At 61.6% G+C, this 15,321-nt stretch carries 12 protein-coding genes and 1 tRNA gene; 3 read left to right on the forward strand and 10 right to left on the reverse strand.

The window, feature by feature from the left end; all coding sequences use genetic code 11:
• Positions 1 to 181: DUF1153 domain-containing protein (locus ACDA63_RS17100; protein WP_373664493.1), on the reverse strand; the 181-nt coding region annotated here is incomplete at its 3' end.
• Positions 182 to 394: 213 nt separating this feature from the next.
• Here ACDA63_RS17100 and ACDA63_RS17105 point away from each other — a divergent pair.
• Complete coding sequence (locus tag ACDA63_RS17105; RefSeq protein ID WP_373664494.1) at positions 395 to 607, forward strand: hypothetical protein; 213 nt, start codon at positions 395 to 397, stop codon at positions 605 to 607.
• A gap of 490 nt (positions 608 to 1,097) precedes the next feature.
• Here the strand turns inward: ACDA63_RS17105 and ACDA63_RS17110 are convergent, their stop codons facing one another.
• From ACDA63_RS17110 to fdnG, 9 genes are all read right to left on the reverse strand, one after another.
• A complete protein-coding gene (locus ACDA63_RS17110; RefSeq protein ID WP_373664495.1) occupies positions 1,098 to 1,481 on the reverse strand; it encodes a DsrE family protein in 384 nt (127 codons plus the stop codon).
• Entirely contained in the window at positions 1,478 to 1,927 is a 450-nt protein-coding gene (locus tag ACDA63_RS17115) for a glycine cleavage system protein H (protein ID WP_373664496.1), read from the reverse strand. The genes ACDA63_RS17110 and ACDA63_RS17115 overlap by 4 nt, the downstream gene beginning before the upstream one ends.
• A gap of 133 nt (positions 1,928 to 2,060) precedes the next feature.
• Positions 2,061 to 2,156: transfer RNA gene (locus tag ACDA63_RS17120), tRNA-Sec, on the reverse strand.
• A 4-nt stretch (positions 2,157 to 2,160) separates the two neighbouring features.
• Positions 2,161 to 4,077, reverse strand: a complete 1,917-nt coding sequence (selB, locus tag ACDA63_RS17125) for a selenocysteine-specific translation elongation factor (protein ID WP_373664497.1) — start codon at positions 4,075 to 4,077, stop codon at positions 2,161 to 2,163.
• On the reverse strand, positions 4,074 to 5,522 hold the full coding sequence (gene selA, locus ACDA63_RS17130) for an L-seryl-tRNA(Sec) selenium transferase (protein WP_373664498.1): 1,449 nt from the start codon (positions 5,520 to 5,522) through the stop codon (positions 4,074 to 4,076). The genes selB and selA overlap by 4 nt, the downstream gene beginning before the upstream one ends.
• Positions 5,522 to 6,544, reverse strand: coding sequence for a formate dehydrogenase accessory protein FdhE (gene fdhE / locus ACDA63_RS17135; RefSeq protein WP_373664499.1), 1,023 nt, complete (start codon positions 6,542 to 6,544; stop codon positions 5,522 to 5,524). The genes selA and fdhE overlap by 1 nt, the downstream gene beginning before the upstream one ends.
• A 115-nt stretch (positions 6,545 to 6,659) precedes the next feature.
• A complete protein-coding gene (locus ACDA63_RS17140; protein ID WP_373664501.1) occupies positions 6,660 to 7,274 on the reverse strand; it encodes a formate dehydrogenase subunit gamma in 615 nt (204 codons plus the stop codon).
• A gap of 1 nt (position 7,275) precedes the next feature.
• Positions 7,276 to 8,166, reverse strand: coding sequence for a formate dehydrogenase subunit beta (fdxH, locus tag ACDA63_RS17145; protein WP_373664502.1), 891 nt, complete (start codon positions 8,164 to 8,166; stop codon positions 7,276 to 7,278).
• Between the two features lie 11 nt (positions 8,167 to 8,177).
• Complete coding sequence (gene fdnG / locus ACDA63_RS17150; RefSeq protein ID WP_373664503.1) at positions 8,178 to 11,249, reverse strand: formate dehydrogenase-N subunit alpha; 3,072 nt, start codon at positions 11,247 to 11,249, stop codon at positions 8,178 to 8,180.
• Between the two features lie 990 nt (positions 11,250 to 12,239).
• On the opposite strand from fdnG, the gene ACDA63_RS17155 reads away from it, so the two are divergent.
• Both ACDA63_RS17155 and ACDA63_RS17160 read left to right on the forward strand, forming a co-directional pair.
• On the forward strand, positions 12,240 to 13,169 hold the full coding sequence (locus ACDA63_RS17155) for an alpha/beta fold hydrolase (protein WP_373664504.1): 930 nt from the start codon (positions 12,240 to 12,242) through the stop codon (positions 13,167 to 13,169).
• Between the two features lie 218 nt (positions 13,170 to 13,387).
• A complete protein-coding gene (locus ACDA63_RS17160; protein WP_373664505.1) occupies positions 13,388 to 15,256 on the forward strand; it encodes an AAA family ATPase in 1,869 nt (622 codons plus the stop codon).
• The last annotated feature ends 65 nt before the right edge of the window (positions 15,257 to 15,321 follow it).

Below are 15,321 nucleotides of genomic sequence, written 5' to 3' on the forward strand. Positions count from 1 at the left end.
TCAGCGCGTTCTCCATGCCCCGCTTGCCATCATCGACCCATTGCTCGACTTCCGAGGGTGACAGGTCGAACTGGCGGCTAGCCTCCGCCACCGTGGTCTTGCCTTGAATAATGTCCAGCACCAGCGCGCTTTTACGCTTGGCTGTCCATCGTTTGATGTCATCTTCCATTTTCGTGCTCATCGTCTTTCCATCGATTATGACGTGAGCAGGTTTTTACTGGGTCAATACAGATCTTCGGTCTTAAGCCAAAATGACGGGGCAGAGCTAGGCGCTACCCGCGCTCCAGTCGCTTTGTGACCTTGGCGAGAGGGGGATTTACGCCTCCAAAGACTTACAAACTGTCCGGGGGTAAGAGTGAGGGAAATAGGCCAACATTTTGCTTCTGCCGTTAGCATGAGTGCGGGGATTTTCTCAGCAGTCTGTTGGTTAGTTTCCGCTCAGCTTCAGGGATTGACGCTGAAAGAAACCATTCCTGTATCGGCAGTTCTTCAGCTTAATATGACCGCAGCGGATGCAAATTTATATGCTGCATATGCAGCAGCAGTGGCTGCATTTTTCATGGCAATCGCGCATGCAATACAGCTTTTCAAAACGGACAACCGTTGATTGTCTTGTTTTGATACGGCATTTGAGGCTAGCCAGCGGGGTTGCCATGCTCTGGGGATCGGATTGCTGGAGGAATTCTCTGCCCGAAAGCCTTGTCTGCAGGGCATAGGCGCTGCGGTTGTGGCCACGCTGAGCTATGTCACACCACGTTGTCTCAGGACTTTTCACTATCAGTGGCATGGAATCGAGTTCTTTGCAGTTTCCGTGTCACAACTGGAGTCGTTTGGTGACGAAGAAACTGGAAAACGTTTTGAAGATCAGTTGGTGCGTTTTCACGTTCTCCGTCATCCGACAGATGACCTCTGTTGCGCGCTCGAAGCGCAACGGTGAAACAACATCCCGATTCGTAAGACAGCAACACCGTGGAATAGAAAAGGCCCGCGCAGGGCCTTTTCCTTTTGTAGCGATCTGGCCGCGTCTTCTGAACGCAGGTGGCAAACACCGTTTCACATCGCAGGCGTCCTCCGTCTTCAAGGGACTGACAACGTCTCTAGAAAACCATCGTGCGCCACTCGGGTGACTGGCCGCGTTCAACGAAAGCCGCCACACCTCCCATCCCTGTGCACTGCGGTACCAGTGAATCAGTGGCAATATCCAAGGCATGTGCTGCCTGGCTACATGCACGCATGTCGATACCCAGGTCCGCCGCTGTCTGCAGGTAGTGCCGCACCGACAAGCGTTCGGGGCCAAAGCCGATGAGGTCGTCCTGTCGTTCTGTCTTCAGCCATAGCACCGCCTGCGCGGTAAAGAGCATCTCAACTTTCAAATCGAGTACCGCCGCTGCCTGTGCAACGATGAACGGCGTGGCGGCGCGTTCCGGGTGTTGCGGATCACAGGACCACACCATGATGGACAGCCCGGTCGCTGTCGTCATGTTCGCGGCTCCGATGGAAAATCCATCCTCTCCCGCCGCATGCGCGCTTCGGCCAGCGTCGCCAGCGTTGCACCATGCGCCAAGTTGTGCGCGTCCTGTTCCCAGCGATCCGGCTGGATGCATACCAGCCAGCCCTGTCCGTAAGGATCCTTGTTGATGACCTCCGGCGTGTCTTCAAGCAGCGGATTGACTTCGACGATGACGCCGGACAGTGGCGTTTTGATGGCGACGACCATCTTGCTCAGTTCGGCCACGGCAACTGTCTGACCTTGCTCCAGCGCGGTGCCTTTGCTCTTGGGGCGGCACATGTAGATGTCGTCGCTCAGATGGGTGCCGAATGCGGTGATGCCGACTTGCACGCGAGCGTCCGTGAGTAACCGGCACCACATGTCATGCTCGAGGTCGAACCAGCAGTCGTCGGGGTAATCGAAACCGAGAATGCGCATGAGAAAGGCGACAGGAAAGGTGGTGGCGGAAGACTTTTAATATCGCCTCGCGAACATGAACAGCCCCGCAGCCACGCGCGAGACTTCGCCAGCGTCATGCGAACAGCATCTTGCTCTGTTCGCGAATGCGTAGTGGCGGAAGGAAGAGGGAGTCGAACCCACCCGGCGACGCATGGCGTCCCCAACCGGGTTTGAAGCCCGGCCGCCCCACCAGGAACGATTTCCTTCCGTGTTCATGCATTGCTCTCGTCGGGGAACAACGCGGTGCCAGCACGCAACAGATGCGCGTCCCCCACCCTGCGCAAAAAACCGATGCGGTCGAAGAATTCCAGAATCTGGATTGCGCGCTTGCGCCCCAATTCCGTGGCATCGCGAAATGCCATGGCGCTTACCTTGCCATCGCGCGCCTCGATGTGTCGCGCAATCGAGGCCAGTTCTCGTACCGCTTTCGGATGATAGTACAGGTCTTTGACGATCTGGAACGTGTCGCCGGCTGTGGCCATGCGTGCAAGAACATGGCGCACCTGAATTTCGGCGAGGCCGGTCATGGTCGCGATGTCGCGCACCCATGGCGGATCGAAGTGTCCTTCCAGCAAAAGCGGCAAGGCACGCTCGCCGACGACGCGTTCGGCGTCCAGCAGTTGCACGCCGTGTTCGTTCAAATACACAAATCCCCTGCGCCGCGCGATCCTGCCGTTCTCGACCATGTGCGCGATGAGGTGCTCCCACAGTTCCACCGACATTCGAGGCGCAGCGAGCCGGCGTGCACGTTGCATGTCGGGCCCGATGTCGTCCGGATAGCGCGTGTGGAATTCACCTAGCGCGCGTATCACCTCGTTTTCGTTATCGGCCAGGTGCGCACGCGCGATCATCCATTCGCCTTCGCGCACAAATGCCACGTCGCGCAGCTCGCCGAGATCGAAGGGCCAATCCTTGAATCCGGCACTGCGCAGCCATGTCGACTTGCTCAAACCGAACGGTGCATGGGCCAGAGCGGCCTGTAAGCGCAATGCCGGATCCCTGTCGCGTTGCGATTCGAGATAGGACAGCCGCTCTGCCGTTTGCCGATAGCGCGTCGGACCGTCCGTGTCGAGCACGGTGCCGCCCGCGAGCGTGCGGCTGGCGGAAGCGTCGCGCAGAATGAAGCGATCGCCCTGCCACACGTTCAGTGCCTGTTGCAGAACGAGCTGCGCCAGTCCGGTCTGCCCGGGTGCAATCGACGCTTTTCCGAGCGCTGCCACCGTCGCCATGCGCTCCTGCGTGCCGACGTGCAGATGCACCAGGGTTCCCGAGCGCAGCGCTTCTGTCTCGGTATCGGCGACGCGCAGGCACACGTCGAAGCGCGACGATCCTTGCGCAATCGCCGGGTCGCAGAGCATCTGTCCACGTTCCACCGCACTACGTTCAAGGCCTGCGAGACCCATGGCACAGCGTTGGCCCGCATGCGCAGACTCGACCGATTCACCGTGGACCTGCAGGCTGCGCACGCGATACGGCCGATCGCTGGCATGGCCAAGACAAAGCATGTCACCGATGCGAACTTCGCCACTGGCGATGCTGCCGGCGACGACCGTGCCGATGCCGCTCAACGTGAAGGCACGATCCATGCCCATGCGGAATGCGCTTCGACTGTTCGTGTCCTCCATCGGACCTTGCGCCTCGCGCAGGAGCAAGGCGCGCAACGCTTCCACACCATCGCCACGCATGGCGGACACGTTCAGGATGGCAAACTCCTCCAGCCCGGCGGCGTCCAGCAATTGCCTTAGTTGCTGCCGACGTTCGCTCAGCAAGGCGTCATCGACGCGGTCGATCTTGGTAATCACCGCCACGCCCCGCCGCACGCCCAGCAAGGACAGAATCGTCAGGTGTTCGAGCGTCTGCGGCATGATGCCGTCGTCGCCAGCGACAAGCAGCAGCACGTAGTCGATGCCGCTGGCGCCGGCCACCATCGTCCTGACGAGCTTTTCGTGGCCGGGCATGTCGATGAAGCCGATGCGCCCGCCATCCGGGGTTGGCATGAACGCATAACCGAGTTCGATCGTGATGCCGCGTCGCTTCTCCTCCGGTAAACGATCCGTGTCGGTGCCGGTTAGCGCCCGCACCAGCGCGGTCTTCCCGTGGTCGATGTGGCCCGCAGTGCCGACGATCATGCGAGCAATTCCTTCAGACGATCCAGTTGCACCGTCACGACTCGCACGTTGTCGAGACACCGGCAATCGAGATACAGCTTGTCGTCGGTGATGCGTCCGATGATCGGTTGCGGCAAGCTGCGCAAGGCCGCAAGCAGGGTTTCGAGCGCGGAGCCGATGCCGCGCTTGCCGGGCAGGACGGGGGCGATCGCCAGGCCGACCGAAGGCAGGCGATCCACCGGCAAGGAGCCCGAGCCGACTTGGCTGGACATCGACGCGAGCGCAACGGCGTAGCGCGGCGACAACACGGTGTGCAAGGGTTCCAGCAGATCCTGCGCGATGGCTTCGATCTGCGCCAGCGGTCGCGTGAGCCAGCGCAGCGTCGGCAAGTCGCGCGTCAGCAGTTCCGGTTGCAGGTAAAGCGTGAGCGTTGCTTCCAGTGCCGCCAGCGGCAGCTTGGAAAGACGCAACGCACGCTTCATCGGGAATTTCCGTATCTTCTGGATGAACTCGCGCTCGCCGACGATCAGGCCGGCCTGCGGGCCGCCCAGCAGTTTGTCGCCCGAGAAAGTCACCACGCCGCAGCCATCGGCCAGCTTTTCCTGTGGTGTCGGTTCTTTCGGCAAACCGTACTTGCCGAGGTCGATCAACGAGCCACTGCCGAGATCGCTGTTCAACACCAGTCTGCGCTCGCGTGCCAGTCCGGCGAGTTGTGATTCCGGCACCGCGGAGGTGAAACCTTCGATGGCGTAATTGCTGGTGTGGACTTTCATCAGCATCGCCGTCTGCGCAGTGATGGCTCTTTCGTAGTCGGCCAGGTGCGTGCGGTTGGTGGTACCGACTTCGACCATCCTTGCACCGGCGCTGGCCATCACGTCGGGCATGCGAAACGCACCACCGATTTCCACCAGTTCGCCGCGCGAAACGATGACCTCCCGCCCGCCAGCCAGTGCTGCGATCGACAGCAGCACGGCCGCCGCGTTGTTGTTCACCACCGTCGCTGCCTGTGCGCCGGTGATCTCGCACAGCAGTCCTTCGACGATGCTGTCCCGGTCGCCACGGCTGCCCGTATCCAAGTCGTATTCGAGATTGTTCGGCCCTTCCATCATCGCCACCAGATGGCGGACGGCGGCTTCGGGCAGCACCGCCCTGCCGAGATTGGTGTGGATGACGGTGCCGGTGAGATTGACGACCCGGCGCATGCGTGGCGACAGCATGCGCTCAATGCGCTCGGCAAGACTGCTGCTCAGCGCTTCTTCTTGCACGGCGTCGATGTCCAACTCGCCATTCATGGCCTGCGTACGCAGGCTATCGAGCATCGCACGCGCCTGCGTGGTGACGAGGGTGTGTCCGTGCGCATGCACGGCGGTTTGTACCGCGGGCAGTCGAAGGAGTTTGTCGATCGAAGGCAGATCCTGGAGCCTTGCCTTCGAGCCGTGAACCACGGACTTTTCAGGCAGCGACATCAGTGCCCTCCGCTGTCGGGTGGAGTGTGTGACGGCGGCGATTCGTGCTCGCCGAAGAGCAGCAACAGGTTGACGCCATACCGCTGATAGCCGGCTTCCGAAATCAGCAAATCGAGCGTGATCGATGCCAGATCGTCGGCAACCGGCTCGACTTCGTGATTGCGTTCCATGCGTACGATCTTCAGGTAGTGACGACACTCGTCGCACGTCTCCGCCTCGACGGCAGCCCTCAGCGGTTCGGTGGACTCATCGTCTGCAGCCTGCAACGCCTGGTAATGGATGCCCTTGGTGCTTTCACAATGGCTGCACTTGATGCGCACCATGTGCCATTGCGTGGCGCACAGCGAGCAATGCAGGTAACGGTACTGACCGCTGGTGGCGTCGATGCGGGTGATGGAAGCGGTCGGCCTGCTGCCGCAGCATGGGCACAGGGTCGCCACCGTCGTGCGGCCGAAGGGCGAGAAAGCACCATTGCCGTAGCGCTGCTGGACTGTCAGCACCATGTGCGTCCAGTACACCTGCAAGGCTGCTGCGATGACTGGCGCGGCAGCCATATCGAGTCCAAACATGACCTGATGCAGCAGAAGGTCGGCCTGTTTCTCCAGCGCCTCGTCGCCAATGTCTTGCAACTTGCGCACGGAGGCTTGTGCCGGGTTGCCGTCCAGGCGCGGCAGCAGTTGCTCTACCAGGCGACGGAACTGCGTGCGCCACTGCGGATCGCGTGGCCAGTGCTCGGCGGGCAACGGTGGTCGCGCGACGCGTGCGGCGGCTTGCAACGCATCCATATCGGGCAACGCAACCTCGGGATAGCGTTGAAGGATGTCGTGCTGAACATGCGTGAGTTCCGCCGCGAAGAGCAGGAAGTCGCGCATCGGGTGTCCTGCGGCACGTTGCCTGAGCCGGGTTTCGCGATCGAAGAACAGGTCGAGCCGATCCGGCAGATGCTGGTAGGGCACCTGCTGTCCGGCGCGGACGGCAATTTCTTCGGGACTGAGGATCGGTATCGTCTGCTTGGTCGTCATTCGCTATGGTTGAAGAACGCTATCGACTACAAGGGGCGGCCCCGCGGTCCGGTGGACAACCGTCCGCGAGCCTCCGGTATCCGCCCCGCCTCTGACGCAAGAACACTCCCCCTGATTACTTTTCGCCGCTGACTTCCTTGGCCCACAAAGCATGATGGCGACGCGCCCAGCTTTCGCTGACTCTACCTTGCGTCATTGCCTGTACCGAGCCTTTTACCCAGATGGCCGCATAGACATGGATGATCAAGCCAAGGATGAGGATGAAGGCCGATGCCGAATGGATCAGCACGGCAAGGCGGCGCACCGGGATCGGAAAGGCGTCCGCGAACCATGGACGCCAAAAGGTGAAGCCGGTGACCAGCAGCAGCACGAGGCACGTGGCGAACAGCCAGAAGATTGCCTTCTGAGCGCCGTTGTATTTGCCGACCGGTGGCATGGCATCTTCGTCGCCTCGCAGCAGCAGTGGCGATTTGCGCATCCATTCGGAGTCGCCTTTGTTCCAGACGTTGTCGCGCCAGACCTGCATGAACAGGAAGAAAAAGCCGATCACCGTCACCAGTCCGAAGAACGGGTGAAGAATACGGCTCCACGTCCCCCCGCCGAACAGGCTGGACAAGAAGAAGAGCGCCGGATGGAAAAGAGAAAAGCCGGTCAGCCCTGCGCTCAAGAACAGGAGCACGACGATCCAGTGATTGATGCGGGTGCGGTCCCGATAGCGTTCGATACTCACGTCACACCTCCTCCTTATCCTTCTCTTCGTCGGAATTCAGCGGACCCACTTTGACGTAGTGGAGGAAGCCCAGCACGGCCGCACCGATCATGGCTGCAACGGCCAAAGGCTTGGTCACGCCCTTCCATACCGACACCATCGGACTGATGGTCGGATTGGCCGGCAGGCCGTGATAAAGCTCGGGTTTGTCGGCGTGCTGCAGCACATACATGACGTGCGTGCCGCCAACGCCTTCCGGGTCGTACACGCCGGCATTCTCGAAGCCGCGCTCCTTCAGATCGGTGATGCGTTCGGCGGCGAACTCGTGCATGTCCTCCTTGGTGCCGAACCGGATCGCGCCGGTCGGACAGGTTTTCACGCAGGCCGGCTCCAGGCCGACGGAGACGCGATCCGAGCACAGCGTGCACTTGTAGGCCTTGTCATCCTTCTTGGAAAAGCGCGGGATGTTGAATGGACAACCGATCAGACAGTTGCCGCAGCCGATGCAGTGTTCCTGGATGAAATCCACAATGCCGTTGTCGTACTTGACGATGGCGCCCGGTGCCGGACAGGCCTTGAGACAGCCCGGGTCCGCGCAGTGCATGCAACCGTCCTTGCGGATCAGCCATTCGAGGCGCGAGCCTTCGTCCTTGGTCGGCATCTCGACCTCGGAGAAACGCATCACCGTCCACGACTGGGCCGACAGGTCGGCCGGGTTGTCATAGACGCCCACGTTATGGCCGATCTCGTCGCGCAGGTCGTTCCATTCCATGCATGCGACCTGGCAAGCCTTGCAGCCGATGCAGCTCGAGACGTCGATCAGCTTGGCGACCTCCATCGTGCTGCGCGCATGTGGCGTAGCGGTGGTCGTGGCCGATCTGGCAGCGATGTCCAGCGATTGCAGTGATGACATGGTCCGCCTCCTCAAGCCTTCTCAATATTGACGAGGAATGCCTTGAACTCCGGTGTCTGCGAGTTGGCGTCCCCCACGAATGGAGTCAGGTTATTGACGAGGTAGCCCGGCTTTGCCAGGCCGACGAAGCCCCAGTGGTTCGGCAGACCGACCATTTCCACCTTCTGGCCGCCGCAATCGAAGGTCTGGATACGCTTGGTGACGAGCGCGACGCATTTGATCGAGGCACGGTTGGATGACACCTTTACCCAGTCGCCGTTGGCGATGCCCTTGGATTTGGCCAGCGCCTCGCCGATCTCGACGAACTGCTGCGGCTGGATGATGGCCGACGTCTTCACGTTCTTGGTCCAGTAGTGGAAATGCTCCGTCAGTCGATAGCTGGTGGCGGCGTACGGGAAGTCCTTCGCCGTGCCGAACGCCTCCAGGTCGCCCTTGAATACGCGGGCGGCGGGGTTGGCGCGCGCCTTTGCGTTCTGCGGGTGCATGGGATTGGCATCGAGCGGCGATTCGAAGGGTTCGTAGTGCTCCGGCAGCGGACCGTCGGCCATGCCGCTTGGCGCAAACAGGCGCGCCACGCCTTCGGCCGTCATGATGAACGGCTGGACGCGGTCGGCATCGGCCGGATTGGCTGCCGGATTGATGTCCGGCACGTCCGATCCGCCCCACGAAGTCCCGTTCCAGAAGACCAGCTTGCGCGTGGCATCCCACGGCAGGCCGTCGGGACGGCTCGATGCGGCGTTGTACAGGATGCGGCGATTGGCCGGCCACGCCCACGACCAGTTGAGCGTCTGCCCGATGCCCCACGGATCGCTGTTGTCGCGGCGCGCCATCTGGTTGCCGGCCTGCGTCCAGGCGCCGGAATAAATCCAGCAACCGCTCGTCGTCGTGCCGTCGTCGCGCAGCAGGCCGAAACCGGACAACTGTTCGCCCGCCTTTGCCAGCACCTTGGTCGGGTCCTTCGGATCGGTCAGGTCCGCCAACGCCTTGCCGTTGTACTCCATCGCCAACTCTTCGGTGGATGGATTGCCCGGCGTCTTGTACGGCCATGTCAGATTGACGATCGGATCAGGGAAGGCCCCGCCATCCTTGGCGTAAGCAGACCGGATGCGCAGGAAGAGCTGGGCGATGATTTCCGGATCGCCCTTGGCTTCGCCCGGCGGCTCGGCGCCTTTCCAGTGCCACTGCAACCAGCGCCCGGAATTGGTGAGCGCGCCGTCTTCTTCCGCGAAGCAGGTCGACGGCAGGCTGAACACCGTGGTCTGGATCTCTTCGCTATTGACGTCGTGGAACTCGCCGTGGTTCTTCCAGAACTCGGCCGTCTCCGTATTGAGCGGATCGATGACGACGAGGAACTTCAGCTTCGACAGGCCGGCGACGACCTTCTTCTTGTTCGGGAAAGACCCGACCGGGTTGAAGCCCTGGCAGATGTACCCGTTCAGCTTGCCCTGGTTCATCAGCTCGAAGGCCTGCAGCACGTCGTAGACCTTGTCGGCCTTGGGCAGGTAGTCGTAAGCCCAGTTGTTCTCCTTGGTCGCCGCATTGCCCCACCACGTCTTTTGCAGGCTGACGAAGAACTTCGGATAGTTCTGCCAGTAGCTCATCTGGTTCGGACGCAGGGCCTTCAATGCACGCGGCTTGTAGAAGGTGTCGATGTCCTGCTCGGCATCGGTCGGCAGCGTCAGATAGCCGGGCAACGAAGTCGACAGCAGGCCGAGGTCGGTCAGGCCCTGGATGTTGCTGTGACCGCGCAAGGCGTTCATGCCGCCACCGGCAATACCGATGTTGCCCAGCAGGAGTTGCACGATCGCGCCGCAGCGGATCATCTGCGAGCCGATGCTGTGCTGCGTCCAGCCGAGCGCATACATGATCGTCATCGCCTTGTCGGGCACGGCCGTGTCGGCGACCATCTCGCAGACCTTCAGGAACTGCTTCTCCGGCGTGCCGGTGATCTTGCTCACCATCTCCGGCGTGTAGCGCGAGTAGTGCTTCTTCATCAACTGCAGCACGCAGCGCTCGTGCTCCATGCTCATGTCGACCCTGGCGAAGCCCTCGTCGTCGATCTCGTAGCTCCAGCTCTTGTTGTCGTACTTGCGCTTGGCTTCGTCGTAGCCAGAGAAAATGCCATCCTCGAAACTGAACCCCTCGCCGACGATGAACGTCGCGTTGGTGTAGTTCCTGACGTACTCCGTCTGGATCTTGTTGTGCGTCAGCAGGTAATTGACGATGCCGCCCAGGAATGCGATGTCGGTGCCCGGACGGATATGGGCGTAGTAATCGCTCATCGCGGCCGACCGCGTGAAGCGCGGATCGACGACGATCAGCTTCGCCTTGTTGTTGTGCTTGGCTTCAATGACCCATTTGAAGCCGCACGGGTGTGCCTCGGCGGCATTGCCGCCCATGATCAGGACAAGATTCGCGTTCTTGATGTCGACCCAATGGTTCGTCATCGCACCGCGGCCAAACGTCGGGGCAAGACCTGCCACCGTCGGGCCGTGTCAGACACGCGCTTGATTGTCGAAGACGAGCATCCCCATCGAGCGCATCGCTTTGTGCGTGATGTAGCCCGTTTCGTTGCTCGAGGCCGACGCGCAAAGCATGCCGGTGCTGATCCAGCGGTTCACCAGCTTGCCGTCATCGTTCCTGGCGATGAAATTCGCGTCGCGGTCGGCCTTCATCAGCTTGGCAATGCGGTCCAGCGCTTCGTCCCAACCGATACGCTTCCACTCCTTGCTGCCGGCCTCGCGCACCTGCGGATATTTCAGGCGGCTCGGGCTATGGATGAAATCCATCAAGCCGGCACCCTTCGGGCATAACGTGCCGCGATTGACCGGATGATCGGGGTCGCCCTCGATATGGAAAATGTCCGATTTGACGTTCTTGGCCCTGTCGCCAATGCTGTACATGATGATGCCGCAGCCGACCGAGCAGTACGGGCAGGTGTTGCGCGTTTCGCTGGCGCGCGCCAGCTTGAAGGCGCGTGCTTCGGCCAATGCCGGCATGGGTGAGAAGCCCAGTGCCGCAAGGGTCGAGGCGGCCAGGCCGGTCCCCGTCACCTGGAAAAACTGTCTCCGATTCATTTCCATTTGATTCTCCTGCGGCAATGCAGCCGCTTATCAGGACTGACGGAACTGAGAAGCAAAAAAACAGACTGTGAAACGACCTTTCATACCAGCGCCGACGCAATAAATATTTGCACCCGAATGTCATGGGCTGGCCCGAGGCCATTGTTGAAACCGCAGCAGAAGGCCACGCCGGTGTTTCCCACCACAAACGCACCGTCCACTTTTGGGATTGGAGCGACAACTGCGGAATCGGCATTGCGGCCGAAAGATAACCGGACGCTAAAGGAGGCCTCGGCGGTTTTACGTTGATTGCAGGCCGAGCGCCTCATCAACAATCGCCGCGATACCGACGCAGGCCGGCATTCGCTATAGGCCCTCCTGCGAACGGGGAAAATCACTTTTGCTCCCACCCGGACGGCTGCGACACTCCTACCAATATAGTCAGCCCGATTTCAGAGTGAAATGAATTCCGGCATAAGGTTGACGGCGGACAGCACGAAAAAAAACTCCCGCGAGCGTCAGCGATTTCGGGATTTCGGCCCAGAGATTCTCTTATATCTCTGACATACCATCCGATCGCTCTTCCCCTGCAAGGTGAAGGGCGACATTCTCATGCGCGAAAGACGCGTGCCTTTTTAGACGGACGGCACGCGCTGTACCGGGCGGACCGATTGAAGCTCCGCGGCGGCATCGACTCGGGACGTCATTCGCGTCCCCGGCAGCGAACCGAATCCCTGTCTGCATAGCCCGAGTGCGGAAAAACGCCTGCCGGTACTTGTGCCAGACCTAAGGGCAGGTGCACCTCCCGCACTTTCTCCTACCTTGAAGCAGTATTGGCTGTCCGCAACAGCGACTTATGCGGATCGGCTGGATCCGTTGCCAATGCGCATTAGCAGGCGTCGCCGCCGAGGTGTTCCACGGCGCCCATACGGCACATTCCCGACGGCCGAGTAAGAGCCATATTCCGGCTGCCCAGCAAACCCGAAGCGACTCAAATGAAGGAGGACTGCCATGAAAAGGGCATTGGTGATTCTTGCTGCCGCGCTGGTGTTCAATGAGGCCGCTGCCGCGGACCCGACGACCTTCCCGGAGGGATTCACGACGCGCGAGATTGCCGCCAACGGCACCACCGTACACGTCCGCGTGGGTGGTACCGGTCCGGCGATCGTGCTGCTGCACGGCTACGGAGACACCGGCGACATGTGGGCGCCATTGGCGGCGGAGCTGATGCGTGACCATACGGTGATCGCGCCGGATCTGCGCGGCATGGGCCTGTCGGCGGTGGCGACGGACGGCTTCACCAAGAAGAACGAAGCGGAAGATGTGGCGGGCGTCATGGATGCGCTCAAGGTGCAGCAAGCCGTGGTGGTCGGTCACGACATTGGCAACATGGTCGCTTTTGCATTTGCAGAAGCGTACCCTGACCGGACTGTCCGCCTTGTCATGATGGATGCGCCCGTTCCCGGCGTCGGCCCGTGGGACGACATCCTCAAGAGCCCCCTGCTATGGCATTTCCGTTTCGGGGGCCCGGACATGGAACGGCTGGTCGCAGGACGCGAGCGGATTTACCTCGACCGGTTCTGGAACGACTTTTCTGCCAATCCGGCGCATTTCCCCGAAGCATCGCGCCGCCACTACGCGGCGCTCTATGCCCGGCCGGGCCGAATGCACGCGGGGTTCATGCAATTCGCCGCATTTGATCAGGATGCGGCGGACAACCGGCAGTCGGTCGCGCGCGGTCGTCTGCAGATGCCGGTTCTCGCCATCGGCGGCGACCATTCACTCGGAGCGACCATGGCCCACGTCATGCGTTTCGCGGCCGACGACGTGCGCCAGGTGGTGATCGCCGATTCCGGTCACTGGCTCATGGAAGAGCAGCCAGCCCCCACCATCGCGGCCATCCGTAGCTTTATCGACAGACCGGCCTGCCAGTGCCCGTAGGCGGACGCCCTCACGCCATGGAACACCGGAGAATGATCCGGAGCACCGAATGGATTCGACGCAGGTCCTAGCGCGCGCAACGACTGCAAAACCCTGCAACACGCCGTCGCCGCAACGCCTCTTCCACGCGTCGGTAATGCACTTTCACGATTGCCATGATCCGCGCGGGGATGGCCGGCCGTACACTCGTCCGGCCCCTTCCGTTTCAGCCCCGCCAAATGAAAATCTGGAAACACCCCCTCTTCAAGAAGTACGGCCCATGGGCCGTGCTTGCCGTCGTCGCCATCAGCCTCGGCGTGTTCGCCTACGTGCGCGGACAAGAGCCCGCGCCCACGTCTCTGGGCGAGGTTGCCCAACAGATGCAGCGCTCCCCCGGCGACTGGCTCAAGACGGAAAAAGACGGTGGACGGCTCGCCGAAGACCTGCGCAACAACAATGTCGTCGCGGCCGGCCTGGCGCCGGATGGTGTGATCGTTTCGACGCGTGCGGGCGAGAAGTACTTCGTGAGTGACATGAACGGCTATTTCGCCAGCGCCCTGACCAACGATCTGGCGGACAAGGACTACCAGATCGTCGTCCTCAAAAAGGCCTCGCTGCTGAAGACCGGCACCGAAGGGGCGATGGACTCGCTGGCCGGGGTGATCGAAAAGATCTGGCCGACCTTCATCCTGATCGGCCTGCTGATCTACATGACCCGCAACGACGACCGCAGCCTGGGCAAGACGCTGCGCGACGTGCCGGACATCAAGTTCGCCGACGTCATCGGCGCGACCGAAGCGAAGGCAGCGCTCGGCGACATCATGGCGTACCTGAAGGACCCGGCCGGATACGCCGGGCAGGGGATACGCGCGCCCAAGGGCGTGCTGATGCTGGGGGGCCCCGGCGTGGGCAAGACGATGCTTGCCAAGGCGGTGGCGGGCGAATGCGGCGTGAGCTTCATCAGCGTTTCGGGCAGCGATTTCACGTCCAAGTGGTTCGGCATGGGCATGGCGCGCGTGCGCAACGTATTCAAGCAGGCCCGCAAGAACGCGCCGTGCATTCTGTTCATCGATGAGCTCGACGGCGTGGCCAAACGCAGCGAGCAATCCGACGCGGCCTCGGCCGAATGCAATCGCATCATCAACCAGTTGCTGGTCGAGATGGATGGCTTTGCCGACAACGCCGGCGTGGTCGTGATCGGCGCGACCAACCTACCCGACAACATCGAGCCGGCGCTCTTGCGCGAAGGGCGGATCGACCGACGCGTGACGATCAAGCTGCCGGACGTGCGCGAGCGGGAAGCCCTTTTTCGCACGAGCAGCAGCAAGCTGACGCTGGCGCCCGACGTCGACTTCGCTCAGCTCTCCCGCCTGACCACCGGCCTGTCGCCGGCTACCATCACCACGCTGGTGAATCAAAGCGCGTTGCTCATGGTGCGCGACGGTCGCCGCGAAGTGACCATGGCCGACATGCTCGAAGCCATCGAAGTCGCCCGCATTGGCGAGATCAACGGTTCAAAGTCGATGATGTCGCAGAACGAGCGTCACCGCATCGCCGCGCACGAGGCGGGCCATGCCATCGTGGCCGTGGTGCAAGGCAGCGGTCATGTCGAAAAGGTGACCATCCTGCCGCGCGGCGGCGCTCTCGGGGTGACGCTGGTGACGCCTGACGAAGACAAGTCGCTCTACATGAAGAGCGACATCGAAAAGCGTATCCAGATGCTGCTCGGCGGCCGCAATGCCGAACTGGCCATGTTCGACGAAGCCTCCAGCGGCGCGGCACAAGACCTGCAGGAAGCATCGCGGCTGGCCATGGACATGGTGGGCCGCTATGGCTTCGGCCAGGCTGGCAGGTTGTTCAGCGTGGCGAGCCTGCCGGACGCCATGATGGCGTTCCATACGCAATCGCTGATCGAGGCCGCGGACGAGGTGCTGCAAGGACAGAACGTCATCAGCCGCGAAGTCCTGGAGGCGCACCGCGACGCGCTCCAGAAGCTGACGGCCGAATTGCTTCTTCTCGAAACGGTGAGCGGTGACCGGGTGCGCGAACTCGTCGGTGTGGCGGTCGCCCATCGACAGGACCACGCCGACGAATGCGCCCTAGCGTAGTAGGCGACTGAAGCAGCGCCATCCAACAGCGCAGGACAATCATCGTCCGGCTCGACGAAGCCAGC

This window comes from Uliginosibacterium sp. sgz301328 (genome assembly GCF_041807905.1).
Lineage (GTDB): Bacteria > Pseudomonadota > Gammaproteobacteria > Burkholderiales > Rhodocyclaceae > JBGVSA01.